Source organism: Nisaea sp., from assembly GCF_034670185.1.
Lineage (GTDB): Bacteria > Pseudomonadota > Alphaproteobacteria > Thalassobaculales > Thalassobaculaceae > Nisaea.
In genome coordinates this window covers 72,450-97,697 of sequence record NZ_JAXMNY010000003.1, presented here as the reverse complement: position 1 = coordinate 97,697, position 25,248 = coordinate 72,450, and the positions used below count along the sequence as shown (strand labels likewise).

The window sequence follows — 25,248 nt, the reverse complement described above, 5'->3', positions numbered from 1 at the left end:
CCGTCCGGAGACCTCAGAGAGGCTCGATATCGCCCTCTGCCTGCCCGGCCCGGAAGGCCGCAGCATGTGCCGACAGAGTGCCGGTCTCGATCGCGCCGCGCAATCCGGCCATCACTTCCTGGAAGTAAGAGAGGTTATGCCAGGTCAGCAACATCAACCCGAGCACTTCGCCGGTCCTGAAAAGGTGATGCAGATAGGCCCGGCTGTAGCTACTGCAGCACGGGCAGGAGCAGCCCGGGTCGAGCGGGCGCGGGTCGTCCGCATGGCGGGCATTGCGGATATTGACCGTGCCGCGCCGGGTAAAGGCTTGGCCCGTGCGCCCGCATCGGGTCGGCAGCACGCAGTCGAACATATCGATGCCGCGCTCCACCGCGCCGACCAGATCGTCCGGCTTGCCGACGCCCATCAGGTAGCGCGGCTTGTCGGCCACCATCGACGGCGTGGTGAAATCGAGGGTCGAGAACATCATCTCCTGCCCCTCGCCCACAGCCAGACCGCCGACCGCGTAGCCGTCGAAACCGATCTTGGTCAGCGCCTCGATGGATTCATGCCGCAGATCTTCGAACACGCTGCCTTGCACGATACCGAACAGGCCGTAGCCGTCACGGTCGACAAAGGCATCGCGGGAGCGCTGCGCCCAACGCATGGAAAGCCGCATGGACTCTGCGGCTTCCTTCTTCTCCACCGGGTAGGGCGTGCATTCGTCGAAGCACATGGTGATGTTGGAATCGAGCTGATGCTGGATCTTGATCGAGCTTTCCGGGGTCAGCTCGTGGGAGCTGCCGTCGACGTGGCTCTGGAAGGTCACGCCCTGTTCCGTGATCTTCCGCAGCTTGGAGAGCGACATCACCTGAAACCCGCCGGAATCCGTCAGGATCGGGCCGTCCCAGTTCATGAACTTGTGCAACCCGCCCAGCTTCTCCACCCGTTCCGCGCCGGGACGCAGCATCAGGTGATAGGTGTTTCCGAGCAGGATTTCAGCACCGGTTGCCTTCACCGATTCCGGCATCATGCATTTTACCGTCGCCGCCGTGCCGACCGGCATGAACGCAGGCGTCTCGATGCTGCCATGCGCCGTGGTCAGGCGGCCGCGCCGGGCGGCGCCGTCGGTCGTGATCAGTTCATAGCCGAGTGTCATGTCACATTATCCGAACGTTCGAGCAGGCAGGCATCGCCATAGGAAAAGAAGCGATAGCCTTCCCGCTTGGCGTGTTCATAGGCGGCGAGCATGCGCTCGCGCCCGACCAATGCCGAGACCAGCATCAGCAGGGTCGATTTCGGCAGGTGAAAGTTTGTCAGCAGCATATCGACCGCCTTGAAGCGATAGCCCGGCGTGATGAACAACCCGGTCTCGCCGGAGAAAGCCGGCACGGTTCCATCTTCCAGTACCGCGCTTTCCAGAAGGCGCAGGCTCGTGGTGCCGACGGCAACGACACGGCCACCCGCGGCACGGGCGCGGTTGATCCGCCGCGCCATTTCCATCGAAATCTCACCCCATTCGAGGTGCATCTTGTGGTCGTCCGTATCCTCGGCCTTCACCGGCATGAAGGTTCCGGCACCGACATGCAGGGTCAGCTCCGCGCGCTCCACACCGGCGGCATCGATCTCCGCCAGCAACCGGTCGGTGAAATGCAGCCCGGCGGTCGGCGCAGCGACGGCACCGTCGCGGGCGGCGAACATGGTTTGATACGAGGTCGCGTCATCAATGGCGGCATCGCCATCGCGCTTTATATAAGGCGGCAGCGGCATCCGGCCGACGCGCTTCAGGGTCTCGATAAGGGCCGCGCCAGTTTCCGGAAAAGCCAGAATGACCTCGCCGCCGTCTCGTTTTTCGCGAACCTCGGCTTCGAGTTCGCCCTCGAAGAGAATGATATCGCCGACACGGCATCGTTTCGCAGGGCGTACGAAAGCAGCCCAGGATCCGTCGGCTTCCGCCTTGTGCAGCGTCGCCTCGATCTTTCCCTCGCCCCGGCGCCCGGTCAGCCGGGCCGGGATCACACGGGTGTTGTTGTAGACGAGAATATCGCCCGCGCGCAGCAGACCGGGAAAATCCGAGATGGAGCGATCCGCCAGCCCCGCCCCGGTCAGGTCGAGAAGCCGCGCGCTGTCGCGCGGCTCCGCCGGTTCCGTGGCAATAAAGTGTTGGGGCAGTTCGTAGTCGAACAGATCGACGTGCATGCGGAGACCTTACTGGGCAGCGTCCGCCGCCGTCTCTTCCTGCGCAAAGCGCTGCGGCAGAAGCGAGATGAAGGCACGGAACGGCACCAGAAGGACCGCTGCCATGGCCAGCTTCGCCCCGTAATCGCCAATCGCCCATGTCACCCACGGCAAGCCCGTGGCGTAGAAGGCGAGAGAGAAGAACAGCGCCGTATCGAGGGCGGAGGACAGCAACGAGGAAATCACCGGCGCTTTCCACCAGCTTTGCTGGCGCAACCGGTCGAACACCCAGATGTCCAGCAGTTGGGCGGTCAGGAAGGCGGTGCCGGAGGCGAGCGCAATGCGCTGATCGGCGAACCAAAGGGACAGCGCGACACCGGTCGCGAAGCCGGCATAGACAACCTTGCGGGCGGGTTTCGGGCCGAAGATCCGGTTCACCAGATCGGTAACGAGAAACGCGATCGGATAGATCAGCGCGCCCCAGGTCAGCCAGTCATTGATTGGGTAATTGACCGCGATGTTAGAGGCGAGCACGACAACGCCCATGGCGCTCATACCCGCCAAAAGCCCTGTACGGCTGAAAGCGGCTGTTTCTGTGGTGGTCATGGACCATGTCCTTTTTCTGTTCTTGCCGATGCGGGAAGCCACATCAGCACGATGTCTTCTGCCGGTGTGGGAAGCCTCACCGGCCAAACAGTGGGGCAGCTCTTAGGTCTTTCACTGCGCTTTGTCGATGTGAAACTCGCCTCGAGGCCATCAACGATCGATAGGGCGCGCCATGAGCGCGCAATATATTGCAACGCAACATGAACAATATTGCATATTCGCGCAGCGCAGGATCCAATCGCGTGCTGCATAGCAGCCGCCCATTAGATCCAATTCGGCATCAATTTGATGATAAAATTATTAATTACCCACAAATGAGACATCTCTATTCTGTGTTTATAGCCAATCAAAAGGAGGCCGATATGCAAACCACCCTGATCCGCACTCCGAGTGACGCCGAAATCAATGCCGGCATCGCCAACGGCAAGCGCGAGCGTGCAATGGCAATAAAATCAATTACTTCCGGAATCATTAGTACTGTCCGGATGCATTTTGAGTGGCGTGAAAACATGAGCCGCACCGCCATTTCCGCCCGGTGCCCGGATTGCAGTTGCTAGTTAACGGGCAGGTATTCGCCACTGCGCGGCATCTCGCACCTGCATCATTTCCAAAATGGCATACCAGCCTTGCTGCATTGCAACATTGAAACGTCAGTGAAGCTGACCTAAATTGTCAGCCACTGGGAAACGCAAATGGCCAAGCAGCAACAATCAGCGGGCTCGCCGAGCAAAAGGAGCACTGTTATGACTGCTACAAAAACTCTCATCAAACGTGAAACCATCAACTTCAGCGAAGTTGAGCGCTATGTCGCCGCCGGTCGCGCCGAGCGGTCCAAAGCCGTCCACGCAGCGCTGCGCGCTCTCGGTCGGAACATCGCGACACTCTTCGACCTTCATGCAGCGATGCAGAAGAAGGTCAGCTTCGAGCCGACCATCAAAGTCGCCCCGAAGCACTGATCTGACTACCCCCGAGTTCGAGACCGGGAAATCGCCGATCAGGCGGTTTCCCGGAGCTTGAACCGCTGGATCTTTCCCGTCGCCGTCTTCGGCAGCTCGTCCGCGTAGATAATCCAGCGCGGATATTTGAAGCTCGCCAGGTCCTTTTTGACGAAAGCGGTCAGGTCCTCCGTCAGCGCGTCTGACGCATCGATCCCTTCCGCCAGCACCACATAGGCTTTCGGCTTGATCAGACCGTCATGGTCCGGATGGCCGACCACAGCCACCTCAAGCACTGCCTCGTGCTTCAGCAGCGCGCCCTCGACTTCGAACGGCGACACATAGATGCCGCCGACCTTCATCATGTCGTCGTTTCGCCCGCAATAGGTATAGACCCCGTTCTCATCCGCGACATACTTGTCGCCGGTCCGTGTCCACGTGCCCCGGAACGTATCGATGCTCTTGGCCCGCTGGTTCCAGTACATCACCGCGGCTGTCGGACCGGACACCTCCAGAATGCCCATGTCTCCGGGCTTGCACAGCGCCCCGTTCTCGTCGACCAGACGCAACTCATAGCCCGGAACGGCCTTACCGGTCGCCCCCGGCACGATCTCCCCGATCCGGTTGGAGATGAAGATGTGCAGCATTTCCGTGCTACCGAGCCCGTCCAGAATTTCCGTGCCCGTTCTCTGTTTCCAGCGATTGAGCAGCTCTTCCGGCAGCGCTTCTCCGGCCGAGACGCACAGCCGCAACGCGTGCTCTTCCGCTGCCGGTAGATCCTTTGACGCGAGCAGCATGCCGTACAGCGTCGGCACCCCGAAGAACAGCGTCGGCTTGTGATCCCGGATGATCTGGCAGACCGTGGCTGGGGCAGGCGGTCCCTCCAGCAAAATTGCCGTCGCACCCACCGCGAATGGAAAGGTCAACCCGTTGCCGAGCCCGTAGGCGAAGAACAGCTTGGCCGCCGAATAGACGACATCTTCCTCGGAAATGCCGAGCATCGGCACGGCATAGAGATTGGCGCTCTCCATCAGATGCGAATGCAGATGCACCGCGCCTTTCGGCATGCCCGTGGTGCCGGACGTGTAGAGCCAGAAGCAAAGATCGTCCGTCGTTGTTTTCGCCGGCGCCGTATCGCTTCCCGGCGCCGAGACGAAATCCGCAAAGGACTGCCGCCCGGCGACTTGAGCACCGGAAACCACAACATGGCGCGGCTCCGTTGCGACTTCAGAGAGAACGGACTCGATCAGATTGTCGGAAACGAACAGGGCCTCGGCCCGGCTGTCCGCCAGGATATAGGCATAGTCCCTTGGCGCCAGACGCGTATTGATCGGCACCGGGATTACCCCGGCCCAGATCGCGCCGAGAAAAGCTGCGGGAAAATCGATAGTGTCGTGCAGGGCGAGGATGACACGCTGCTCCGGCAGGATACCCGCTGCCCGGATCGCGTTTGCGAACCGCTCAACCCGGTCCGCGAGCTCCTGGTAGGTATATGAACCACCGCTGTCGATGACAGCTTTCTTGCCCCCGCGACCCGCCTTGAGATTCCGGCCGATCAAGTCTTCTGCCGCGTTATAGAAACACGCGGCACTGGCGTTCTCCGCCATATGTCCCTCCCAGTTTGGCCGATATGGCCGAATTGACCGGGTGCCGTTTACCGGCACTCCATTCTTTATTTAAAGAGGCGCCGCGCCCTGAAATCAGGCAGCGGCTTTTGCTTGCAGCGCGCCAATCCAGCCTTCGATCCACTCGATGGCTTCATCTTCGGCGAGCGCGCCGGAATTGGCATCATGGATATGCCGCTCGATCACACGCTCCGCCCCGCATTCCGACAGAACAGCGTCGAATTTCGCGCCGGCGAAATTGAAGGTGTCTTCGTATGTCGTATCGCCAAGGCCGAAGACTGCGAAGCTGACCCGCGCGAGGTCCGGCTTTTCGGAAACCAGAGCTTCGTAGAATTCGGTGCCGTTATCGGGGATCTCGCCATATCCGTAGGTCGCGGTGCAGATGATGACGTGACCGCCCTCATCGAGAACCTCGAGGCCGAAATCCCCCATTAGGGTCGCTTCCGCCTCATAGCCCCGGTCTTCCAGGATATCGACCATCTCCTGAGCGCAGAGGTCCGCCGTACCGCCTTGTGTGGCAACGAGAATCTTTACCTTCATTCCTCGAACACTCCTCTTCGGCCGGGTCCCGGTTTGGTAATATGAGCTAAATCAGACACGCACTATAATTCATGTTATCGTAAGGCGCAAAGAATGATAATTCAGGTTCATCCGGTTTATGACGAACCGGGGCCACAAAGCCGAGGAACCGCCCCAGCTCGAAGAGCCGGAGAGCGTAATGAGTCAGAAAGTGCCATGAGGCAGAGAACGCACAGCGACGTGCCGCACCAGCGCCGCAATACGCTCGGGATCGAGGATTACCTCACCCGTCTCGGCGACCGGGTGCGCGCGGCGCGAGCCCAGCGCGGCATGTCCCGGAAAATCCTGGCCCGGGATTCCGGTGTCTCCGAGCGCTATCTCGCCCAGCTCGAAAGCGGCCGCGGCAACCCGTCCGTCGCGGTGTTGCATCAGGTTGCCGACGCCATGGACATGTCGGTGATGGAGCTTGCGGACCCGCATGGCGGCACCGATCCGGCGCTCGCCGAAATTCAGGCCCTGCTCGCGCCTCTCGCTCCGGCGGAACTGTCTGAAGCGGCTGAAATTCTGGAGCGGCGCTTTGCTGGCAGCGGCACACGGGGACGGCGTATTTCGCTGATCGGCCTGCGCGGCGCCGGGAAAACCACGCTAGGCAAGGCACTGGCAGACGCCCTCGGCTTTCCCTTCATCGAGCTTAACCGGGAGATCGAGCGGGATTACGGCGCCAGCATCGGCGAGATGCTCTCCCTCTCGGGCCAGCCCGCTTTCCGGCGTTACGAGAACCGCTGCCTGAACGCGATCCTGAACGAATATGACGAAGCGGTGATCTCCACCGGCGGCGGTATTGTCGCCAATGCGGACACCTACACCATGCTGCTGCGCCGCTCGCACACGATCTGGCTGCAGGCAAGTCCGGAAGAGCATATGCAGCGCGTTGTCGAACAGGGCGACATGCGCCCGATGGCCCAGAATCGCGAAGCCATGTCAGACCTCCGCGCCATCCTCGAGGCCCGCGCCCCGCTTTATGACCGTGCCGAGGCGAGCCTCGACACCGCGGGTGAAACGCCTGTGTCCAGCCTCGCGAAACTCACGGAAACGGCACGCGAGCTGATCGCCTAGGCGAAAGCGGAGATATCGACGGGCAGGCGCTTCTGCCCCCAATTTCCCGGTTTCGGGTCGAACACGCCCGCGAGTTTCGTGCCGCATCCGGTACAGCAGCCCTTCTCATTCAGGTTCCAGTCCGACAGCAAGTACCAGTCCCGGCCGATCACACGCTCGCCGCAGCCGCTGCAATAGGTGCTCTGCCGGCCAAGATCGTGGACGTTTCCGGTATAGGCGTAGCGCACGCCGTTGCGGCGGGCGATCCGGCGCGCCCGGGCCAGGGTGTCGAACGGCGTCCGCTCCTTGTCCAGCATGCGGTAATCGGGATGGAAGGCTGAGAAATGCATCGGCACGTCGGGGCCGAGATGCTCGACCACCCAGCCGGTCATCTCGTCGATCTCCCGCTCACTATCATTCTCGCCGGGGATGATCAGGTTGGTGATCTCGAACCAGACATCGGTTTCTTGCCGCAGATAGAGCAGCGTATCCAGCACCGGGCCAAGCTCGCTCTTGGTCACCGACTTGTAGAAACTTTCGGTGAAGGCCTTAAGATCGACATTCGCCGCATCGACATTGCGGAAGAAGGCGGGCCGCGCCTTGTCCGTCAGATATCCGGCCGTCACCGCGACGGTCTTCACCCCCGCTTCCCGGCAGGCGATGGCAACATCGTCGGCATATTCATGAAAGATGATCGGATCGTTATAGGTGAAGGCGACGGAGCGGCAGCCGAGCTTGGCGGCGGCCCGGGCAATCGCCTCCGGCTGCGCCTCGGACTGCATCGAGTCCATCTCGCGGCTCTTCGAGGTGTCGTGGTTCTGGCAGAAATTGCAGGCCAGATTGCAGCCCGCCGTGCCGAAAGACAGTACCGGGGTCCCCGGCAGGAAATGGTTCAGCGGCTTCTTCTCGATCGGATCGACACAGAAGCCCGAGGACCGGCCATAGGTGGTCAGCACGATCCGGTCATTCTGCCGCGCCCGCACAAAACACAGCCCGCGCGCGCCTTCCTTCAGCTTGCAATACCGCGGGCACAGCTCGCACTGTACCCGCCCGTCATCCAGCAGGCTCCAGAATTCCGTCTCGACGATCGGACCTTTGCCCTTGAGCGCGGGAGGCGCGCTTTCGGCAAGGTTTGGTGCTTCGTGCATGACCATATCGCTCACCAGCAATGTTCTCTCGCCGGGTTCTCGCCCGGACACCTAACGCACTATACTCCGCCCCGTTTTCGACCGCTTCCCCAAACCCGGGACCGCTCCTTGTTCACCACCCTCATTCTGCCCATCGCGCCGATCTTCCTGCTGATCGTTCTCGGCCACCTACTGCGCCGGGGCGGTATTCCGAGCCTGGAATTCTGGAACCTGAACGACAAGCTGGTCTACTGGGTGCTGTTTCCCTGCCTGCTGTTCAACAAGATCGCCACCATCGATTTTTCCGGCGTGCATCTGGGCGGGCTGGCGGTCGCGGTCTATAGCGGGTTCGGCGCAGCGGTGCTGTTCTCTCTGCTGCTGTTCTTCCTGTTCCGCACGGAGCGGCCGCTCTGGACCTCCGTGCTGCAGGGCTGCTCCCGGCACAACACCTTCATCGCGCTGGCCGTTGGGGAGCAGGTCTTCGGCGCCGAAATCCTCGGCACCGCAGCGCTTGTCACAGCCCTGCTGATCCCTGTCACCAATGTGGTGGTTGTCTGCCTGATGGCAACCGCGCTGGCCGAAAAGGACGGCGGCAGCCTGACGGCGGCGATTTTCCGGGATCTGGCGCGCAACCCGCTGCTGCTCGCCATCGGGCTCGGCCTGGTGTTCAACTTCATGGGCTGGACCGAGGTGCCGGTCCTGACCGACATGACGACAATCCTCGGTGCCGCCGCCCTGCCCATCGTCCTGCTCTGCGTCGGCGCCAACATCCGGATCCGGGCCATGGCGACCAATATCAAGGCGACCGTGTTCTGCGTCGCCGGCAAAATAATCGTGTTCCCGGCCGCAATGGCCTTTGCGGGTTACGCCATCGGGCTGGAGCCCACCCTGTTCCTGGCCGCCATGCTGTTCGGCGCCTCGCCAACGGCAGCGGGCGCCTACACGCTGGCCCGCGCCATGGGCGGAGACGCCCCGGCCATGGCCGGGATCGTGACGATCCAGACCGCGCTGTCCTTTGTGACGATGCCGGCGACGCTGTTGCTGGCGCAGTATTTGATCGGGCAATAACCCCTCCCGTTCGCGCCAGTCCGTCCCTATATTCAAACAATGACACAGGGATCGACCAAAACCACCGCCCTCCGCGCGCCGCATGTCGCCGGTGCCTTCTACCCGGCCGAACCGGACGCGCTGGAAAACATCGTCACGCAGTGCCTCACCAGCGCGGCGGAGACGCCGGTGCCGGATGCGAAGATCATTATCTCGCCGCATGCAGGCTATGTCTTTTCCGGCCCCATCGCCGGGACCGCGTTCAAGCCGCTCGCCAGACGCCGCGATACCATCAAGCGCGTGGTTATCGTCGGCCCGGCCCACCGGGTCGGGTTCAAGGGGCTGGCGACGACCAGTGCCGATGCCTGGGCGACGCCGCTCGGCACCGTGCCGGTTGCCTGGGATGCCCTGCGCACGCTTTTGACCCTGCCGAACGTCCACGTCTCCGACCGGGTGTTCGAGGGGGAGCACAGCCTTGAGGTGCATGTGCCCTTCCTGCAGCAGGTGCTGGGCGATTTCGAGATCGTGCCGATCCTGGTCGGCGATGCCGGGGCGGGCGAGGTGGCGCGGGCGCTCGACGCGGTCTGGGGCGGGCCCGAGACACTGATTTCGGTCTCCTCCGACCTGTCCCATTTCCTCGATTACGACAGCGCCCGCACGCTCGACGCCAGCACCATGCAGCGGATCGAGCTGCTGAAGCTGGAAGAGATCGACGGCAAAGGCGCCTGCGGGCACCGGGCGATTGCCGGTGCGCTCAGCCTCGCCCGGCGGCGGGACATGCGGGTGACGGCACTCGACACCCGCAATTCAGGCGACACGCATGGTCCCAAGGACCGGGTGGTCGGCTATGGCGCGGCGGCGATGGAATATGCCGGGAGCGCGCGGATTCCGGAAGCCGACCGGGAGCAGATGATTGAGGCCGCCCGCTTCGCCCTGCGCTTCGGTGCCGAGCATGGCCGCCCGCCGGACGCGCAGCTTGGCAAAAACCTGTCCCCCAGCCTGACGGCCATGCGGGCCAGCTTCGTTACCGTGAATATCGGCGGCAAGCTGCGCGGCTGCATCGGCAGCGTGATCGCGCATCAGCCGCTGCTGCTGGATGTCATGACCAATGCCTACAAGGCCGGTTTCGGCGATCCCCGCTTCCCGCCGCTGACGGCCGAGGAGCTGGCAACAGCGGACCTGCACGTCTCCATCCTCTCCACCCCGCACGCCCTGCCCTTCACCAGCGAGAAGGATCTGGTGTCCAAAGCGCGGCCGGACGTGGACGGGCTGATAATGCAGGAGGGCAACAAGCGCGGCCTGTTCCTGCCGAGCGTCTGGGAAGGCCTGCCGAAAGCGGAAGATTTTATCCGCAACCTGAAGCGCAAGGCCGGGCTGCCGATGGACCACTGGTCCGACAGCCTGCGGGTGTTCCGCTATACGACGGAGAGTTTCGGCGCGCCGTTTGCGGATCGCCCCGAGACGAGAGAGCACGCGGGATGAGCGGCACCGAGGCAACCGCGAACTGGCATGTCCATTACGTCAATGCGCGCGGCAAGCTCGACAGGTTGAAGCCACATGTCGAAGCGGCACTGGAAGACGTCTATCCGCGCATTTCGAAAGTATGCGAGCCGCCCGCCGTCGATATCTTGGTCGAGGCCGTCTGGAACAGCTCCGTCATTCCGGAACGTGGTCATGTGGGATACGGGAACGAAGACCTCGTCACACTCTGGCTAGCCCCGGAGCACCCGAAACTCGACGAAAACCTCGGGGAACCTCTAGCCCGAATGATTGCGCATGAGATGAACCATGTCATGCGGTTCCGATCTGTAGGCGGCCCGGAGTCTCTCGGTGATCACTTAATCTGCGAGGGATTTGCCGGACGTTTTGTCCAAGAGCTTTTCGGCAATAGCCCTGAACCGTGGGAGCAGGCGATACCGAAGACAGAGTTCCAGAGATACATCCCGCAAGCGATGGATGATTTCAACAAGAGAGCTGGCTACAGGCAGGAGAAAATCAGCATGTATGAGTGGATGTTCGCATCCGGGACAATGCCTCGCTGGCTGGGCTATACGCTCGGATACGAAATCGTCGGCCAATATCTCGAAGACCATCCGGACCTCAGAGCATCCGGTCTTCTGGACATACCGAGCACCGACTTCAAACCGGCACTCGCCAAACTCGCGGCTTAACCCGCCGCGCCCGGCAAAGCCGTCACCTGTTTCGACCAGACCGCCAGCGGGGCTTCGAAGCCGCGGATTTTTTGTTCGCCGAGCGGCTTCAGCAGATCGTCCGGCCTTGCTTTCCCCGCCACACCGGCATCGGCCAGCACGGTCGCGCCGACATCCTTCGCCAGAACTTCCAACCGGGCCGCCCGGTTCACCGTATCGCCATAGATGGTGAAAGCCTGCCGCCGCTCAGAGCCGACGCGGCCCGAGGCGATCTGGCCGGCGGCGAGGCCGATACGGACCCGGAACCCGGCCGCCGCGGCGCATTTCAATAGGTCCGACGCGGCATCCAGCGCGGCCCGCTCTGGCTGGCGGATCTCCAGAGGCGTGTTGAAGGCGGCGAGCAGGCCGTCGCCAGTAAAGCTGATCACCACCCCTTCCCGCCTCGAAATCGCCTCGGCGGAGCGGGCGAGGAAAGCGCCCAGCGTTTCGATGACCTCCTCCGGCGGGCGGCCATCGGCATAGGCAGTGAAATTCTCGATATCGAGCACCAGCGCCACCCCGTGCCGGACCTGTGGCGCAAGAGCCCCCCGATTCGAGGCAAGTCGTTCGGCGATGGTTTCGGGAACAAACCGGCCGAATGTCCGGACCGCTCGCTCTCGTGCCTGCTCGGCTTCCACCTGGGCCACGAAAACGCAACGCGCACGGTAAACCGCAAGCGCAAGAATGACGGCCGCGATCATCAGAAGGACGGTTTCCTGGAGACGGCTCCCATAGCCGACGAAATCCGGGGAGAGGAACACTTTCAAATACGCGTCTGCCGTCGGCTCGGCCGGCAGGTCGCGCCAGGAAAGCCGCTGTTCCATGTTGGCAATGGCGAGACCGAAGGCGGCCCACCAGCCAGCGACGGCGATCACACCGGACCAGGCCACCAGGCGCCAGGACAGAGTCAGGCACGCCATGGCGACCAGCGGGAACAGGTAATGGACGCCGAAGGCTCGGAAAGCCAACACCTGCGGCAATTCCGGCGCAAACCGGCTGACCGGGATAACGACGAAGACGGCACAGACCGCGAGGATGTCAATCGCGTACAGGGCATATTTCAGCCACCACCGCTCGTACCGCGTGCCGATCACCGTATAACTTGCAACGCCGATCACACCGAACAGGGCGAGCGCCGTCATGGCCATCGGGCTGGGCACGAATCCGGCGAGGTTCCAGCCGACCGTCAGCCAGAGCATGCCAAAAGCCACCGCGGCAGTCCGGCAGACGACCGCCAGTTTCAGTCCCTGCCGTTCTGCCACCAGCAGACGTTGCCTCGCCACCCGACCTGCCATCTCTTATCCCCGGCGTGTGCGGGCACATCAGTGCGCGCCGCAATCAATGCATTGAGCCCGATCGCGGCGGCTTAGGCCAGACCGACTTGGGCCAGACCGACTTGGGCTAGGCCGACTTGGGCTAGGCCGACAATGCGGCCGCGAGCGGCACCATCGGATGCGCCGCCGCCGAAACACCGTCTTCCGAGACCATGGCGCCCAGCGGGCAGGCATACATGATCGGGTAGGTGGTCGGCGGCCAGCTTTCGGTCGGCGCCACGGCTTTCAGCTTGTCCATGGTTGCCGCATCCAGACGGGCATCGGCATAGATTGTGTCTATGGCGCCCAGATCAACCCGCGGCTGGTTGAGTGCGGTCTCCATGTCCATGCCGAAATCGTTGACGAAGGAACAGAGCTGGTAGACGGCCGGCATGATCTTGCGGCCACCGGAGGCGCCGAAACCGAACCAGGGCTTGCCGTCCTTCGTCACCACAGCCGGGACCATGTTGCAGAGCGGCTTGGTGTCCGGCTTCAGCGAGTTCGGACGGCCCGGGCGCGGATCGAACCAGTTGATGCCGTTATTCATCATGATGCCGGTTTCCGGGAACAGCACCCGGCTGCCGAAGCGCGACAGCAGCGTCGTCGTGATCATGACGATATTGCCCTCGGCATCGGCGGCGGCGATATGGCTGGTGCAGCTCCGGTCGCCGTGATCCCCGGCATGGCCGAGATTTTCCATCCGGTACTCGTAGGAGGCCTTCAGGGTGCGGGCATAGGCGGCATAGGTGTCCGCGTCCGGTGCCTCACCAGAGAAGGCCGGCAAATCTTTCAGTGCATCGACGAAGCTCGGACCGGCGGTCAGACCACCCGGCACATGATAGGTCGCCTCACCGCGCGTCATCGACAGCGGCTCCTGGATTTCCGCCTCATAGGCCTCCAGATCCGCCATCCGGACGGAGGAGCCCAAGCGCTCGGCATCCCTGGTAATGCGCTCCCCGATGGCGCCGCGATAGAAACTGTCGGCCCCATCCCGGGCGAGTTCTTCAAGCGTATCGGCGAGCTTGCCGAGTTTCAGGAATTTCGGTGCCGGGTCCGCGCCCATCGCCGGCGGGAAGCCTCCCGGCAGCCAGGTTTCCGCCGTCGCCGGGCTTTTCTGCAGCGCGGGCATATCGGCGCCACACATCAACATGGTCCACCAGGTCACCCGGTGCCCGCGCCGCGCGAGGGCGGCAGCAGGCGCGATGACATCGGCCAGGCTCTTCGTGCCGTATTTCTCCATCGCCAGCGCATAACCGGCGACCGAACCGGGGACCGCAATCGAATAGGGGCCGTTCACGTTCCGGTCATCCACTACGGCAGGCCAGCCGAAGAGATCGGCGCCGGTACCCTCGGCCAGCGGATAATCAGCCGGGTTCAGCCCCTTGGCGGACTTCATGGCGAAATCCACGACCCGGACCGCCTTTTCCTTCGCCGAATACAGCGTGATGTAGCCGCCACCGCCAAGACCGCTCATCCAGGGCTCGGCGACGGTCAGGGCAAAGGCCGTCGCGATTGCCGCGTCCATGGCGTTGCCGCCGTCCTTGAGGATTGATTGCCCGACGGCGGCCGCTTCGACATTCTGAGAGGCCACGGCACCGCGCGCACCGGTTGCCGCTGGCTTGTCCGATTGCCATGTCTCGTAGGTCCGCTCGAACGCGGCAACGGAAGCGGGAACGCTCATCAGAAGTACTCCGGGCATGAAGGTTGCATTGCCGCAAGAGGGTGCGACACCCTGAGTGTGATATCGATGGTATGTAAAAAGCAATTCGGACGTCAGAAAGGGTGATGTTCCAATGACCAGCTACGGGAAATCGGCCCGCATGGCTGTCCTCGCGATCCTGGCGGCGCTGTGCCTGCAGTTTTTCGCGCTGCATTTGGCCGGAGCGCAGGAAGCGCAGCCGGATGAGCCCCCGAAGGACGTCAACGACGAAGACTGCTCGAAAATCCCGGGCGGCAATGCGCCCATCAATATTCTGGCCCGGCTGAAAGGCGGCATGGCGGTCGAAAACCTGGAATTCACCTACTTCACGAAAAAGCTCCACGAGCTGGCCCAGGAAGATTTCGACTACCTGAAAAAGTTGATCCCCTATTGTGGAAACCAGAACTCAGAACAGATCGGATACATCCTCGACCGCCTCTCGGTACTGGTTCTCGAAGCGCAGCAAACGCGGCAAAAATCCATCGACTGGATCAAGGAGACAACCGATAGGCTTGAGAAAATGCCCGCGACAAAGGCATCGATCGAGGAAGTGCATAACATCGAGATCGAATTGAAGAACCGGCTTCTGGAGATGACCCGGGCCGACGGGAATTATCTTGCCATGAAGCTGAACGAGACCCGTAACCGGCTCTATCGGGACGCGAGCGTGGAACCCACAGGCAAAGAGCCGCAGGACCCGGACCTCATGATCAGTCCCTTCCTGCCGGAGATCCCCGCAGACGAGCGGGAACCCGATCCGAGCTGACACGACAGCCTTTACGTTTTTCCGCGTGCCAAGCCGCCCCACGCGCGACACACTCCCGCTCTCAAACGAATAAAATGGGAGGAAAAAAATGTCGGGGAGTGGAAAAACCGCACTCGTAACCGGAGCCGGAACAGGTGTCGGTCGTGCAGTCGCACTGGCATTCCAGAAAGAAGGCTACAATGTCGTTCTCGCCGGCCGCCGGCTGGAGCCGCTAGAGGAAACCGCATCGATGGCCCATGAAGGCGGCGGGGCAATGCGCGCGGTGCCGGCGGATATCGGCAAGGTGGCCGAGGTCGATGCACTTTTCGATGCACTGAAAAAGACTTTCGGCCGGCTCGACCTGCTGTTCAACAATGCCGGGATGGGCACACCGGCGATCCCGATGGACGAGCTGACCGTCGAGCAATGGCAGGCCGTGGTCGACGTCAACCTGACGGGCTCATTCCTGTGCGCCCAGCGCGCCATGGCGATGATGAAAGCCCAGAAGCCCCAGGGCGGACGGATCATCAATAACGGCTCGATTTCAGCCCATACGCCGCGGCCGAATTCAGCGCCCTACACCTCCACCAAACACGCCATCACCGGGTTGACGAAATCGATCTCCCTCGATGGCCGCGCCTTCGACATCGTCTGCAGTCAGATCGATATCGGCAATGCGGTGACGCCGATGACCGAGCGCATGGTCAAGGGCGAAGGCGTGCCGCAAGCGGACGGCTCGATGATGATCGAACCGCGCATGGATGTGGAACATGTGGCCAGCTCGGCGGTCCATATCGCCCGCATGCCGCTCGACGCGAACGTCCAGTTCATGACGGTGATGGCAACCAAGATGCCCTTTGTCGGGCGGGGCTGACTTGGGTCGGGCGGGGCTGATTTGGCTCAGAGATAATCCTGCAGCATCGCCACCAAGGGCACATCGGCCGGCGGCATCGGGTAGTCCTTCAGACGCATCGGACGCACCCATTTGACCGCCTGCCCTTCTTGCGGCGTGATATCTCCCCACCAGCGGCGACAGAGATAGAGCGGCATCAGCAGGTGGAAATCCTCATAGGCATGTGACGCGAAGGTAAAGGGCGCCAGGCAGCTCTCCTTCGTGTCGATGCCGAGCTCTTCCTGCAACTCCCGGATCAGCGCGTCCTCGGGACTTTCTCCCGGATCCACTTTACCTCCCGGGAACTCCCAGAGCCCGGCCATGGATTTGCCCTCGGGACGCTGTGCCAGCAATATACGTCCGTCCGCATCGATCAGGCCGACGGCAACCACCATGACAATCGGTTTCGCTGTGGTGTCACTCATACCGGCACAACCTTCCCGCCGCGCGCCTGCCAGTCGGAACGCAGCATGTCGAGCTGCATCATATCAACCTCATCACCGAAATTCGGGCGCTTCACAAGCATTGTGCCGGCATGGGCAAGCCCGCATTTCTCCATCACCCGGATCGAGGCCGGGTTGTCCGGCATCGCCGCGCCCCAGATCCGCCTCAGCCCGAGCGCACCGAAGCCGAAATCGAGCAGGGCTGCAAGCGCTTCGCTGGCATAGCCCCGCCCCCAGACCGGTGTGGCGAGCCAGTAGCCGAAATGAGCTGTTTCTTCCGGGTCGAAACGCAGGTCGATGGTGCCGACAGGCTCCGACGCATCCCGGTCGAGGATCAGGTAATAGAGTCCCTTTTCCTCCGCACGCCCGGCCCGCGCACGTTCGATATAGATATCGGCATCCGGACGCGTGTAGGGCCACGGAACAGAGGTCAGATATCTGACGATGCCGAAATCGTTCATCAGCGCGTAGAGCACATCGCCATCACTAGGCTCCGGAGCCCGGAAGGCGAGCCGTTCCGTCGTCACGCTTTCCATCGGACGGAACCCTAGCTCCGGTAATCCGCGTTGATGCTGATATAGCCGTGGGTCAAGTCACAGGTCCAGACGGTCGCGGTACCGTCTCCGGCACCGACGCAAACATCAATGCCGATTTCCTGCCCCTTCAGATGGGCGGCGACCGGCGCTTCGTCATAATTCGGGTTCCGCTTGCCATCGACGGCAATATCGACACCGCCGAAGCCGATACTGATCCTGGAGACATCGATCGGCTGTTCGGACTTGCCGACGGCCATGACCACTCGTCCCCAGTTCGCGTCCTCGCCCGCGATGGCCGTCTTCACCAGCGGTGAATTGGCAATCGAGAGCGCGATCTTGCGCGCGGAGTCATCGGAGACAGCGCCGGTAACGCGCACCTCAATCAGCTTCTGCGCGCCCTCACCGTCCCGCACCACGAGCAGGGCCAGCTCGCGCAGGACCGATTCCAAGGCCTGCTTGAAGCTATCAAGTGCCGGATCCGACGCCGAGGCCGGAGCCGCGTTCCCGGCAGCACCAGTCGCGAACAGCAACAGGGTGTCGCTGGTCGATGTATCGCTGTCGACGGTAATGGAATTGAAGGTCCTGTCGACCGCCGGAGAAAGAATCTCCTGCAGGATTGCCGCCGGAACCGCCGCATCGGTGAAGACGAAGCTCAGCATCGTGGCCATGTTCGGCTGCACCATGCCGGAGCCCTTGGCGATACCGGCGATGGTTACCGTTTTGCCGCCGATCTCGGCCGTGGCACTAGCGCCCTTCGCAAAGGTATCCGTCGTGCGGATCGCGCCCGCCGCCGCGTCCCAGCCACCTTCGGTCAGCTTGGCTTTCGCATCCGGCAGTTTGGCGATGATCTTGTCATGCGGCAGGATCTCGCCAATCACCCCGGTTGAGGCGATGAACACCTCATCCGGCGCGCAGCCGAGCACACCCGCCGCCGCAGATGCGGTTTCCCGCACCGATGCATCACCAATGGCACCGGTGAAGACATTCGCGTTTCCGGCATTGACGACGAGGCCGCGCCCACTGCCTTTGGCAAGGATGTCCCTGCACCAGGTCACGGGCGCGCCCGGTGTCGTGGAACGCGTCAGCGTTCCGGCGACGGTGGTGCCGGGCGCAAGCTCGGCAACCAGCACGTCGTCCCGGTTCTTGTATTTGATCCCGGACAAAACCGTGGCTGTACGCACGCCGGCAATTGCCGGAAGTGTTGGAAAAGAGGCTGGAGCGAGCGGCGAAACCTGGTCGGTCATGATCGGGGTCCTGTGAAAAGACTATTTCGTCTGAAGTTCGGAGCCGTCCGGCCCGAAACGCTTGATATCAACACCAGAGCGAAGCTCCTCGACCGCCTTGGTCAGGATTTCGCGGGTCATGTCCTGCGCCAGCTGGGGCTGCACCTGCTCGAAGCTCGGCGGCTGCACGGCACGACGGTCTTCGACCTTGATGATATGCCAGCCGAACTGGGTTTTCACCGGCACCTCCGTGAATTCACCCGCCTTCATGGCAAAGGCTGCCTCGGAGAAGGCCGGGACCATGGCATCGGCCGTGAAGTAACCGAGATCGCCACCGCTGGAACCGGACGGTCCGGTGGATTTCTCCTCTGCGAGCTTGGCGAAATCGGCGCCTTTCTTCAGCTCTTCGATAATGGCTTTCGCATCGTCTTCATTGGCGACCAGGATGTGGCGGGCTTTAACTTCCTCGCCTGCATCGGCATCGCCTTTGATCGTCTCTTCGTAGCGCTTGCGCAACGCGTCCTCGTCCACCGCATCCTTCACAATATCGGTCATATAGACCTCGGAGATGATGTCAGTTTCAGCCTGTTTCACCCGGACTTTGACCTCGTCCCGGTCCTGAATCCCCGCTTTGCGCGCCGCTTCCGCGATCAGGCGCGAATCAATCGCCCGGTCCAGCATCGGCGGATAGATCTGCTCCATCGGCGCCTGCTGATACTGCTGCGGCAGCTGCTGGATCTGCTGAAGGATTTCCGAAAGAAAAATCGGCTCGCCGCCAACGGTCGCAACGACGGTGGTCGCCGGATCGATCGCTACCTGCTCGGCCGGTTTGGTTTGGGGCGCGGCATTTGTGGTCTGCGCGGCCGCTGGGAAGGCCGACAGGATCGCGCTCAGGGCCAGGATTGGAAGCAGTGCCGTCAACGAGAAACGCAAAGCCGGGACACACAGGGCTGACCGGAAGCGGAGATGTTTCATTAAGGCGCCTTTCACCGGACCTTCGGCCCGCGCTTTGTTCTTGAAATAGCGCGGGAGCCCGGCTTCCGCGCGACGAGCAGCCCTATCAGATCGATCAGGGAGCGGCAAGACGCGTTTGCGGCCTGCAATATGACAAATGCGCGGGTAACGGCGGCTGAATATCAGGGCTTGCGGAACGGCAGGATCAGATCGAAGCGCAGCCATTCCGCCGGAGCGCGGTGATCCGAGAAATCGCTGTTATCGGCGCGGATCAGGACAATGGCGCCTTCTGTGTCATCGCTTCCGCCAAAAAGCGGCAAATCCCGCCGGACCGTCTCGATGATCCTGTTGGCGATGGCCGCTCCGTGTGCGCCGGTATCGACGAAAATTCCCGGACGCGCATCATGCACCGCGGCGTTGCCGCGCACATCGAACACAACCCCGGTCGCCCGCATGTCGATGCGGTCCAGAAAATCAGCCGCACCGATCTCGATTGTCGCCGTACCGCGCAGCCCGTCATAGCGCACCGAAATGTTTTCGAACGCCAGCCCGCGCGGATTGCTGTTCGCGCTGCCGGCCTTCCGAAGATACCGCTCCCGCCCCAACCGCACCGCACTCAGCGCGGCGATATGAAAACGCCGTTCAACATCGTGGGAGGCACTATCCGGAACCTGCATCAGACCATGCACGAGCAGCCCGACATTGGTGACCGCGCGGCGGATCAGGCTGCTGAGATCCTCCGTCAGCAGGACCGCAGTGGACCGGGAAATCAGCACACCGTCAGAACTCGATGACGAAGACGGGGCCGTCGCATTCGCATAAGGATTTGCCGCATAGGGCGACCGCGACCGGGCTTGCGGATACGTTGACGTGGAACCCGCCCCACCGGAGAGACGGACCTCTACAACGCTTTCGTCCGCATCGCTTTGCCTGCGGTTATGATTGGAATCCTGATCGCTCGCACTGTTTCGGCCGCGCCGTTCTTCACGGCGCGGCAAAACTCTCTGATTGAGCGCCTCTCCAGCAACCTGGCGGCTTCTCCGCCCTGCTGTCGGCGCGATCACCCCGGACGTGTATCCGGTGATCCGATCAATCATGCGCTCACCCTTTCTAGGCAATGCATCAAATGCATTAACGAATTTTAATCTAAATTAATCGTAATTTACGATTATCTCCAGAAATTGATTTTCTTTAAAATGAATGCCTAATCTATCACGTATTGCGGCTTATTTCACACCCATACCACGAACACCCCGTTGCGCCGCGCGATTAATGGCAGCAAACCGCCCGACAGAACACAGCGCAGCCGTGTCTATCTCAGCGAAATGCCACGGAATTCTGCGTCAGGTCCTTGACGCTGCTGCAGCCCATCAGCCGCATGTCGCGCTCGATTTCCGCCTTCATCAGCGTCAGCGCCCGTTCGACACCGGCCTGCCCGGCCGCCGCGAGCGGATACAGATAGAAGCGTCCCGCGCCGACGGCCTTGGCACCGAGCGAGAGCGCCTTCAGCACGTGAGTGCCACGCTGCACACCGCTATCCATGATGACGTCTATCTCGTCGCCAACCGCCTGCACGATCTCGTCCAGCTGATCGAACGGCGCGCGCGAGCCGTCTAGCTGCCGGCCGCCATGGTTCGAGATCACGATCCCCGTGCAGCCAATCTCGACCGCGCGCTTCGCATCCTCGACCGACATCACGCCCTTCAGGCAAAACTGCCCGTCCCAGAGCTCTACCATCTTGGCAACATCGTCCCAGGTCATAGAAGGATCGAGCATCTCGGTGAAATACCGCCCGATCGACATCGCCCCGCCCCCCATATCCACATGCTCGTCCAGCTGCGGAAGCTTGAAGGCTTCGTGCGTGACGTAATTGATGCCCCACATCGGCTTCATGGCGAATTGCAGCATGCCGCCGAGGGTCAGACGGAAGGGAATGGAGAAGCCGGTCCTGAGATCGCGCTCCCGGTTACCCCCGGTAATGCTGTCCACGGTCAGCATCATGACATTGACGCCGGCTTCCTTGGCCCGCTCCATCATCGCCTTGTTCAGGCCCCGGTCCTTGTGGAAGTAGAACTGGTAGCATTGCGGGTTGTCGTGCTTGCGGCGCAATTCCTCGAGGCTGACCGTGCCGAGGGAGGAGACCCCGAACATGGTCCCGAACTTCGCAGCCGCCGCGGCCACAGCCCGCTCACCGTCATGATGGAAGAGCCGCTGCAGGGCCGTTGGCGAGCAATAGATCGGCATGGCGAGCTTCTGCCCCATCACCGTCACCGACATATCGACATCCTCCACCCCGCGCAGGATGTTCGGCACCAGGTCGCAGCGCTCGAAACTCTCCGTATTACGCCGGTAGGTCACCTCGTCATCAGCGGCCCCATCGATATAATTGAAGATCGGACCGGGCAGGCGGCGGCGAGCCAACGCGCGAAAATCATGAAAATTGTGACAATCCGAAAGTCTCATCCGTCCCTGCTCCCCGTATCGGCACTAACAGCTTCGGACAGTGCTAGTACATGGCTGGGAATCTTGTAATCGGAATCTGCCCGCTTGATGCCGACACATGGGGCCAGGACCAAGGTTTGAAGAAGACAGAACGGACATTTAGCATCGCCACTCTGCCAATTCCGTTCCGAGCACCAATCGGCGCGTAAAGCCGCAGCCCCGACGAATTGCGCCGCCCGCCAACGGGCGCGGCGGACCGCCCGCGTTGACAGAGTTTGCGCTAGCCCCTATCTGTCAGCCAGCCGGGAATGTCCCGGATATTCTTTACCTTTTCAGAGGTCGGCATGCTCGGCTCACTCGCCAAGGCCCTCTTCGGCTCCGAAAACGAGCGGACACTCAAACGGTTACAGAAAACCGTCGATGCGGTGAACGCGCTTGAGCCGGATTTTCTTGCGCTCGATGATGCGGCGCTGGCCGCGAAAACCGATGCCTTTCGGGAACGCCTGAAAGCGGGGGAGAGTCTCGACGACATCCTGCCCGAAGCCTTCGCGACCGTCCGCGAGGCGGCCAAGCGGACGCTCGGACAAAGGCATTTCGATGTTCAGCTGCTCGGCGGCCTGGTGCTGCATCAGGGCCGGATCGCGGAGATGAAGACCGGCGAGGGCAAGACTCTTGTCGCCACGCTTGCGGTCTACCTGAACGCCATCGAGGGCAAGGGCGTCCACGTTGTTACCGTGAACGATTATCTGGCCAAACGTGACGCCGGCTGGATGAGCCAGATCTACAACTTCCTCGGTCTGTCGACCGGCTGCATCGTGCACGGGCTGAACGACGCGGAGCGCAAGGCGGCCTATGCGTCCGATGTGACCTACGGCACGAACAACGAATTCGGCTTCGACTATCTGCGCGACAATATGAAATTCCGGCTGGAGGACATGGTCCAGCGCGACTTCAATTTCGCCATCGTTGATGAAGTCGACTCGATCCTGGTCGATGAGGCGCGGACTCCGCTGATCATCTCCGGCCCGGCCGAGGACAGTTCAGTCACCTACACAGCCATGAACACCGTGATCCCCGGGCTCGTTCCGGAAGATTACGAAAAAGACGAGAAGCAGCGCACCGTCGCCTTCACCGAGGTCGGCCAAGAGCATATCGAAGAGCTGCTGCGCGACGCCGGCATGCTGGAAGATGGCGGGCTCTACGACATCAACAACATCTCACTGGTGCACCACGCCAACCAGGCGCTCCGCGCGCACCATCTTTTCGCCAAGGACACGGATTACATCGTCAAGGACGACAAGGTCGTCATCATCGATGAGTTCACTGGCCGGGCGATGGAAGGCAGACGCTATTCCGAGGGACTGCATCAGGCGCTTGAAGCCAAGGAACAGGTGACCATCCAGAACGAGAACCAGACCTTGGCCTCGATCACCTTCCAGAACTATTTCCGCCTCTATCCGAAGCTGGGCGGCATGACCGGCACGGCCATGACCGAGGCTGCCGAGTTCGCTGAAATCTACAATCTCGAAGTCGTCGAGATGCCGACCAACGTTCCTATCGCGCGGAAAGACTATGATGACGAGGTCTATCGCACGGCCGAGGAGAAGTGGGACGCCATCATCGACACCATCGCGGAATGCCGCGAAAAGGGTCAGCCGGTGCTGGTCGGAACGGTTTCCATCGAGAAATCGGAGTTGCTCTCCGGCCTGATGAACAAGCGCCGGATCGAGCACAAGGTCCTGAACGCCCGCTTCCACGAGCAGGAAGCGACGATTGTCGCCCAGGCTGGTCAGCCGGGCGCAATCACCATCGCCACAAACATGGCGGGCCGCGGCACCGACATTCAGCTCGGCGGCAACGCCGACATGCGGATCGCGCTGGAACTCGGTGAAGACGCCGTTCCGGCAAAGGTCGAGGCTATCCGAGCCGAGGTCGAGGTGGCGAAGAAAAAAGTTCTGGAGGCCGGCGGCCTCTATGTCATCGGCACCGAGCGACATGAAAGCCGGCGCATCGATAACCAGCTGCGTGGCCGTTCCGGCCGTCAGGGCGATCCGGGCGCCTCCAAGTTCTTCCTGTCCCTCGAAGACGACCTGATGCGGATCTTCGGCTCCGAGCGCATGGACGGCATGCTGCAGCGTCTCGGCCTGGAGAAGGGCGAGGCGATCGTCCATAGCTGGATCAACAAGGCCCTCGAGAAAGCCCAGCAGAAAGTCGAAGCCCGTAACTTCGACATCCGCAAGCAGCTACTGAAATACGACGACGTCATGAACGATCAGCGGAAGGTGATCTTCGAGCAGCGCAAGGACATCATGCGCGCGGAGGAAATCGCCGCGACGGTCGCCGACATGCGACACGAGGTGATCGAGAATATGGTCGCCCGTTGCATTCCGGAAGGCGCCTATTCCGAGCAATGGGATATTCCAGCCCTGCATGAGGAATGCCTGCGGCTGCTCGCGCTCGACCTTCCCGTGACTGAATGGGCCGCGGAAGAAGGCATCGCCGATCAGGAAATCCTCGAGCGGATCACCAAAGCGTCGGACCGTGCAATGGCCGAAAAAGCCGCTAATTACGGCCCCGAAGTCCTGCGCATGGCGGAAAAGAGCCTGCTGCTGCAGATCCTGGATCAGCAGTGGAAAGAGCACCTGCTGTCTCTCGACCACTTGCGCCAGGGTATCAATCTGCGCGCCTATGCCCAGAAGGACCCGCTGAACGAATACAAACGCGAAGCCTTCAATCTGTTCGACGGCATGCTGACCGGTCTGCGCGAGACTGTCTGTGGTGTGCTCTCCCATCTCGAGATCCGCATCCAGGCGACACCTGAGGAAATGGAAGCGCGCATGGCGGCGGAGCGTGCCGCAGCGGAAATGCATGAGGGCCGTGAAGATCCTGCCCTTGCCAAAGGCGCAGAAGGCGATTCAGCGGACGGGGAAACCATGGTCCGGTCCCGGCAAAGTGCGGTCAGCGTCGACCCACAGGACCCGTCGACCTGGGGCAAGGTTCAGCGGAATGCTGCATGCCCCTGTGGATCTGGTAAAAAATTCAAGCAGTGCCACGGTAAACTCTGATCGTGCAGCAGAAGCGGAAAAGCGTCATACGGCCTAGCGAACGAGTGAAATAACCGTCCCGCCAGTGCGGGCTGCCTCGTTGTCGACACTGACCAGACCGACCAGAACGACATCGACCGCGCCGAATTCTCCGCTGAATGGCAGGCAAAGGATCTGCATTCCGCCTATGGAACCCGAAGCCGGTTCCTGGCTCTTTACCGCCGCGAGAATACAGCGGGTTAGTTCGCCCGGCAAACCGCCGTCAGGCTCGGTTGTCGCGCCGATCGGGGTCCCGCCCAGCAAACCGCCGGCGGTATCGCCTGCGAACTCAACCTGAAATCTGGAATTTTCTCCATAGACGAGCAGCACATAGGGCATCTCGTCAACAAGATCGGAGATAAACAGGTTCTCGGAAAGTGGAAGGGTCAGCTGAGCACGGGAGAAGTCCCAATAGAGTCTCAGATCCCGTAATACCGGGGACAACGGCTCCGCCTGCGCGAAACGTCTGTCCGGTTTAAAATCCAATATCATATTCCCCTCCATCGGCGTTGCCATGCGCCGTGGCTATGGATGGCCGACGATGATTTTTCATCGTCCGACACAACTCCAAGCCACCCCCTTGTTCCTTTCGTTCCGGTTCCAGCCGTCACCCAGATC

At 61.7% G+C, this 25,248-nt stretch carries 24 protein-coding genes; 9 read left to right on the top strand and 15 right to left on the bottom strand.

The window, feature by feature from the left end:
• Positions 1-13 precede the first annotated feature (13 nt).
• From tgt to VOI22_RS14035, 3 genes are read right to left on the bottom strand one after another with little or no spacing between them, the layout of a single operon-like run.
• Positions 14-1,138 carry a tRNA guanosine(34) transglycosylase Tgt gene (tgt, locus tag VOI22_RS14045; protein ID WP_323797093.1) on the bottom strand — a complete coding sequence of 375 codons (1,125 nt, stop codon included), beginning with the start codon at positions 1,136-1,138 and terminating at the stop codon, positions 14-16.
• Positions 1,135-2,178: a tRNA preQ1(34) S-adenosylmethionine ribosyltransferase-isomerase QueA gene (gene queA / locus VOI22_RS14040; protein WP_323797092.1), complete on the bottom strand. Its 1,044-nt coding sequence runs from the start codon at positions 2,176-2,178 to the stop codon at positions 1,135-1,137. Before queA ends, tgt begins: the two co-directional genes overlap by 4 nt.
• 9 nt (positions 2,179-2,187) lie before the next feature.
• On the bottom strand, positions 2,188-2,763 hold the full coding sequence (locus VOI22_RS14035) for a queuosine precursor transporter (protein ID WP_323797091.1): 576 nt from the start codon (positions 2,761-2,763) through the stop codon (positions 2,188-2,190).
• Between the two features lie 200 nt (positions 2,764-2,963).
• Between VOI22_RS14035 and VOI22_RS14030 the strand changes: the two genes are divergently transcribed.
• Together VOI22_RS14030 and VOI22_RS14025 are read left to right on the top strand one after the other, a co-directional pair.
• The gene (locus VOI22_RS14030) at positions 2,964-3,320 is read left to right on the top strand and encodes a hypothetical protein (RefSeq protein WP_323797090.1); all 357 of its coding nucleotides are present in this window, start codon (positions 2,964-2,966) and stop codon (positions 3,318-3,320) included.
• 186 nt (positions 3,321-3,506) lie between these two features.
• Positions 3,507-3,719, top strand: a complete 213-nt coding sequence (locus tag VOI22_RS14025; protein ID WP_323797089.1) for an RSP_7527 family protein — start codon at positions 3,507-3,509, stop codon at positions 3,717-3,719.
• Between the two features lie 38 nt (positions 3,720-3,757).
• On the opposite strand, the gene VOI22_RS14020 is transcribed toward VOI22_RS14025, so the two are convergent.
• Together VOI22_RS14020 and VOI22_RS14015 are read right to left on the bottom strand one after the other, a co-directional pair.
• Positions 3,758-5,305: a benzoate-CoA ligase family protein gene (locus VOI22_RS14020; protein WP_323797088.1), complete on the bottom strand. Its 1,548-nt coding sequence runs from the start codon at positions 5,303-5,305 to the stop codon at positions 3,758-3,760.
• Positions 5,306-5,398: 93 nt separating this feature from the next.
• Positions 5,399-5,863, bottom strand: coding sequence for a flavodoxin domain-containing protein (locus tag VOI22_RS14015; protein ID WP_323797087.1), 465 nt, complete (start codon positions 5,861-5,863; stop codon positions 5,399-5,401).
• A gap of 195 nt (positions 5,864-6,058) precedes the next feature.
• Here VOI22_RS14015 and VOI22_RS14010 point away from each other — a divergent pair, with 195 nt between their 5' ends.
• Positions 6,059-6,958 carry a helix-turn-helix transcriptional regulator gene (locus VOI22_RS14010; protein ID WP_323797086.1) on the top strand — a complete coding sequence of 300 codons (900 nt, stop codon included), beginning with the start codon at positions 6,059-6,061 and terminating at the stop codon, positions 6,956-6,958.
• On the opposite strand, the gene amrS is transcribed toward VOI22_RS14010, so the two are convergent.
• Positions 6,955-8,091: an AmmeMemoRadiSam system radical SAM enzyme gene (gene amrS / locus VOI22_RS14005; RefSeq protein ID WP_323797517.1), complete on the bottom strand. Its 1,137-nt coding sequence runs from the start codon at positions 8,089-8,091 to the stop codon at positions 6,955-6,957. The two genes, VOI22_RS14010 and amrS, sit on opposite strands and share 4 nt — an antisense overlap.
• A gap of 102 nt (positions 8,092-8,193) precedes the next feature.
• On the opposite strand from amrS, the gene VOI22_RS14000 reads away from it, so the two are divergent.
• From VOI22_RS14000 to VOI22_RS13990, 3 genes are read left to right on the top strand one after another with little or no spacing between them, the layout of a single operon-like run.
• Entirely contained in the window at positions 8,194-9,132 is a 939-nt protein-coding gene (locus VOI22_RS14000) for an AEC family transporter (protein WP_323797085.1), read from the top strand.
• A gap of 39 nt (positions 9,133-9,171) precedes the next feature.
• Positions 9,172-10,593 (top strand): AmmeMemoRadiSam system protein B, encoded by a 1,422-nt coding sequence (gene amrB, locus VOI22_RS13995; RefSeq protein ID WP_323797084.1) that lies wholly within the window; start codon positions 9,172-9,174, stop codon positions 10,591-10,593.
• Entirely contained in the window at positions 10,590-11,282 is a 693-nt protein-coding gene (locus VOI22_RS13990) for a DUF2268 domain-containing putative Zn-dependent protease (RefSeq protein ID WP_323797083.1), read from the top strand. The genes amrB and VOI22_RS13990 overlap by 4 nt, the downstream gene beginning before the upstream one ends.
• Here VOI22_RS13990 and VOI22_RS13985 read toward each other — a convergent pair.
• Complete coding sequence (locus tag VOI22_RS13985) at positions 11,279-12,595, bottom strand: adenylate/guanylate cyclase domain-containing protein (protein ID WP_323797082.1); 1,317 nt, start codon at positions 12,593-12,595, stop codon at positions 11,279-11,281. The two genes, VOI22_RS13990 and VOI22_RS13985, sit on opposite strands and share 4 nt — an antisense overlap.
• Positions 12,596-12,716: 121 nt before the next feature.
• Positions 12,717-14,294: a gamma-glutamyltransferase gene (locus tag VOI22_RS13980; protein WP_323797081.1), complete on the bottom strand. Its 1,578-nt coding sequence runs from the start codon at positions 14,292-14,294 to the stop codon at positions 12,717-12,719.
• Positions 14,295-14,406: 112 nt separating this feature from the next.
• Here VOI22_RS13980 and VOI22_RS13975 point away from each other — a divergent pair, with 112 nt between their 5' ends.
• Both VOI22_RS13975 and VOI22_RS13970 read left to right on the top strand, forming a co-directional pair.
• Positions 14,407-15,078 (top strand): hypothetical protein, encoded by a 672-nt coding sequence (locus VOI22_RS13975; RefSeq protein ID WP_323797080.1) that lies wholly within the window; start codon positions 14,407-14,409, stop codon positions 15,076-15,078.
• Positions 15,079-15,166: 88 nt separating this feature from the next.
• A complete protein-coding gene (locus tag VOI22_RS13970; RefSeq protein WP_323797079.1) occupies positions 15,167-15,931 on the top strand; it encodes an SDR family oxidoreductase in 765 nt (254 codons plus the stop codon).
• Between the two features lie 26 nt (positions 15,932-15,957).
• Here VOI22_RS13970 and mutT read toward each other — a convergent pair whose 3' ends face one another.
• The 6 genes from mutT to VOI22_RS13940 form a co-directional block, all read right to left on the bottom strand.
• A complete protein-coding gene (gene mutT, locus VOI22_RS13965) occupies positions 15,958-16,374 on the bottom strand; it encodes an 8-oxo-dGTP diphosphatase MutT (protein WP_323797078.1) in 417 nt (138 codons plus the stop codon).
• Positions 16,371-16,928 carry a GNAT family N-acetyltransferase gene (locus VOI22_RS13960; RefSeq protein WP_323797077.1) on the bottom strand — a complete coding sequence of 186 codons (558 nt, stop codon included), beginning with the start codon at positions 16,926-16,928 and terminating at the stop codon, positions 16,371-16,373. The genes mutT and VOI22_RS13960 overlap by 4 nt, the downstream gene beginning before the upstream one ends.
• 11 nt (positions 16,929-16,939) lie before the next feature.
• Positions 16,940-18,172, bottom strand: a complete 1,233-nt coding sequence (gene argJ, locus VOI22_RS13955) for a bifunctional glutamate N-acetyltransferase/amino-acid acetyltransferase ArgJ (protein ID WP_323797076.1) — start codon at positions 18,170-18,172, stop codon at positions 16,940-16,942.
• A 21-nt stretch (positions 18,173-18,193) separates the two neighbouring features.
• Positions 18,194-19,126, bottom strand: coding sequence for a peptidylprolyl isomerase (locus VOI22_RS13950; protein ID WP_323797075.1), 933 nt, complete (start codon positions 19,124-19,126; stop codon positions 18,194-18,196).
• Positions 19,127-19,287: 161 nt separating this feature from the next.
• The gene (locus VOI22_RS13945) at positions 19,288-20,202 is read right to left on the bottom strand and encodes a hypothetical protein (protein WP_323797074.1); all 915 of its coding nucleotides are present in this window, start codon (positions 20,200-20,202) and stop codon (positions 19,288-19,290) included.
• Positions 20,203-20,422: 220 nt separating this feature from the next.
• On the bottom strand, positions 20,423-21,568 hold the full coding sequence (locus VOI22_RS13940; RefSeq protein WP_323797073.1) for an alpha-hydroxy acid oxidase: 1,146 nt from the start codon (positions 21,566-21,568) through the stop codon (positions 20,423-20,425).
• A 323-nt stretch (positions 21,569-21,891) separates the two neighbouring features.
• Between VOI22_RS13940 and secA the strand changes: the two genes are divergently transcribed.
• On the top strand, positions 21,892-24,612 hold the full coding sequence (gene secA, locus VOI22_RS13935; protein WP_323797072.1) for a preprotein translocase subunit SecA: 2,721 nt from the start codon (positions 21,892-21,894) through the stop codon (positions 24,610-24,612).
• Positions 24,613-24,645: 33 nt separating this feature from the next.
• Here the strand turns inward: secA and VOI22_RS13930 are convergent, their stop codons facing one another.
• Positions 24,646-25,122, bottom strand: coding sequence for a hypothetical protein (locus VOI22_RS13930; protein WP_323797071.1), 477 nt, complete (start codon positions 25,120-25,122; stop codon positions 24,646-24,648).
• Positions 25,123-25,248: the final 126 nt, after the last annotated feature.

What these genes read in the sequence shown, in the direction of transcription:
- argJ (WP_323797076.1), bottom strand. Translation starts at nt 18,172, where the DNA reads ATGACCGACCAGGTTTCGCCGCTCGCTCCAGCCTCTTTTCCAACACTT.
- VOI22_RS13950 (WP_323797075.1), bottom strand. Translation starts at nt 19,126, where the DNA reads ATGAAACATCTCCGCTTCCGGTCAGCCCTGTGTGTCCCGGCTTTGCGT.
- secA (WP_323797072.1), top strand. Translation starts at nt 21,892, where the DNA reads ATGCTCGGCTCACTCGCCAAGGCCCTCTTCGGCTCCGAAAACGAGCGG.
- tgt (WP_323797093.1), bottom strand. Translation starts at nt 1,138, where the DNA reads ATGACACTCGGCTATGAACTGATCACGACCGACGGCGCCGCCCGGCGC.
- mutT (WP_323797078.1), bottom strand. Translation starts at nt 16,374, where the DNA reads ATGAGTGACACCACAGCGAAACCGATTGTCATGGTGGTTGCCGTCGGC.
- VOI22_RS13945 (WP_323797074.1), bottom strand. Translation starts at nt 20,202, where the DNA reads ATGATTGATCGGATCACCGGATACACGTCCGGGGTGATCGCGCCGACA.
- VOI22_RS14010 (WP_323797086.1), top strand. Translation starts at nt 6,059, where the DNA reads ATGAGGCAGAGAACGCACAGCGACGTGCCGCACCAGCGCCGCAATACG.
- amrS (WP_323797517.1), bottom strand. Translation starts at nt 8,091, where the DNA reads ATGGTCATGCACGAAGCACCAAACCTTGCCGAAAGCGCGCCTCCCGCG.
- VOI22_RS14020 (WP_323797088.1), bottom strand. Translation starts at nt 5,305, where the DNA reads ATGGCGGAGAACGCCAGTGCCGCGTGTTTCTATAACGCGGCAGAAGAC.
- amrB (WP_323797084.1), top strand. Translation starts at nt 9,172, where the DNA reads ATGACACAGGGATCGACCAAAACCACCGCCCTCCGCGCGCCGCATGTC.
- VOI22_RS13970 (WP_323797079.1), top strand. Translation starts at nt 15,167, where the DNA reads ATGTCGGGGAGTGGAAAAACCGCACTCGTAACCGGAGCCGGAACAGGT.
- VOI22_RS13985 (WP_323797082.1), bottom strand. Translation starts at nt 12,595, where the DNA reads ATGGCAGGTCGGGTGGCGAGGCAACGTCTGCTGGTGGCAGAACGGCAG.
- queA (WP_323797092.1), bottom strand. Translation starts at nt 2,178, where the DNA reads ATGCACGTCGATCTGTTCGACTACGAACTGCCCCAACACTTTATTGCC.
- VOI22_RS13990 (WP_323797083.1), top strand. Translation starts at nt 10,590, where the DNA reads ATGAGCGGCACCGAGGCAACCGCGAACTGGCATGTCCATTACGTCAAT.
- VOI22_RS14015 (WP_323797087.1), bottom strand. Translation starts at nt 5,863, where the DNA reads ATGAAGGTAAAGATTCTCGTTGCCACACAAGGCGGTACGGCGGACCTC.
- VOI22_RS14025 (WP_323797089.1), top strand. Translation starts at nt 3,507, where the DNA reads ATGACTGCTACAAAAACTCTCATCAAACGTGAAACCATCAACTTCAGC.
- VOI22_RS13975 (WP_323797080.1), top strand. Translation starts at nt 14,407, where the DNA reads ATGACCAGCTACGGGAAATCGGCCCGCATGGCTGTCCTCGCGATCCTG.
- VOI22_RS14030 (WP_323797090.1), top strand. Translation starts at nt 2,964, where the DNA reads ATGAACAATATTGCATATTCGCGCAGCGCAGGATCCAATCGCGTGCTG.
- VOI22_RS13980 (WP_323797081.1), bottom strand. Translation starts at nt 14,294, where the DNA reads ATGAGCGTTCCCGCTTCCGTTGCCGCGTTCGAGCGGACCTACGAGACA.
- VOI22_RS13940 (WP_323797073.1), bottom strand. Translation starts at nt 21,568, where the DNA reads ATGAGACTTTCGGATTGTCACAATTTTCATGATTTTCGCGCGTTGGCT.
- VOI22_RS13930 (WP_323797071.1), bottom strand. Translation starts at nt 25,122, where the DNA reads ATGATATTGGATTTTAAACCGGACAGACGTTTCGCGCAGGCGGAGCCG.
- VOI22_RS14035 (WP_323797091.1), bottom strand. Translation starts at nt 2,763, where the DNA reads ATGACCACCACAGAAACAGCCGCTTTCAGCCGTACAGGGCTTTTGGCG.
- VOI22_RS13960 (WP_323797077.1), bottom strand. Translation starts at nt 16,928, where the DNA reads ATGGAAAGCGTGACGACGGAACGGCTCGCCTTCCGGGCTCCGGAGCCT.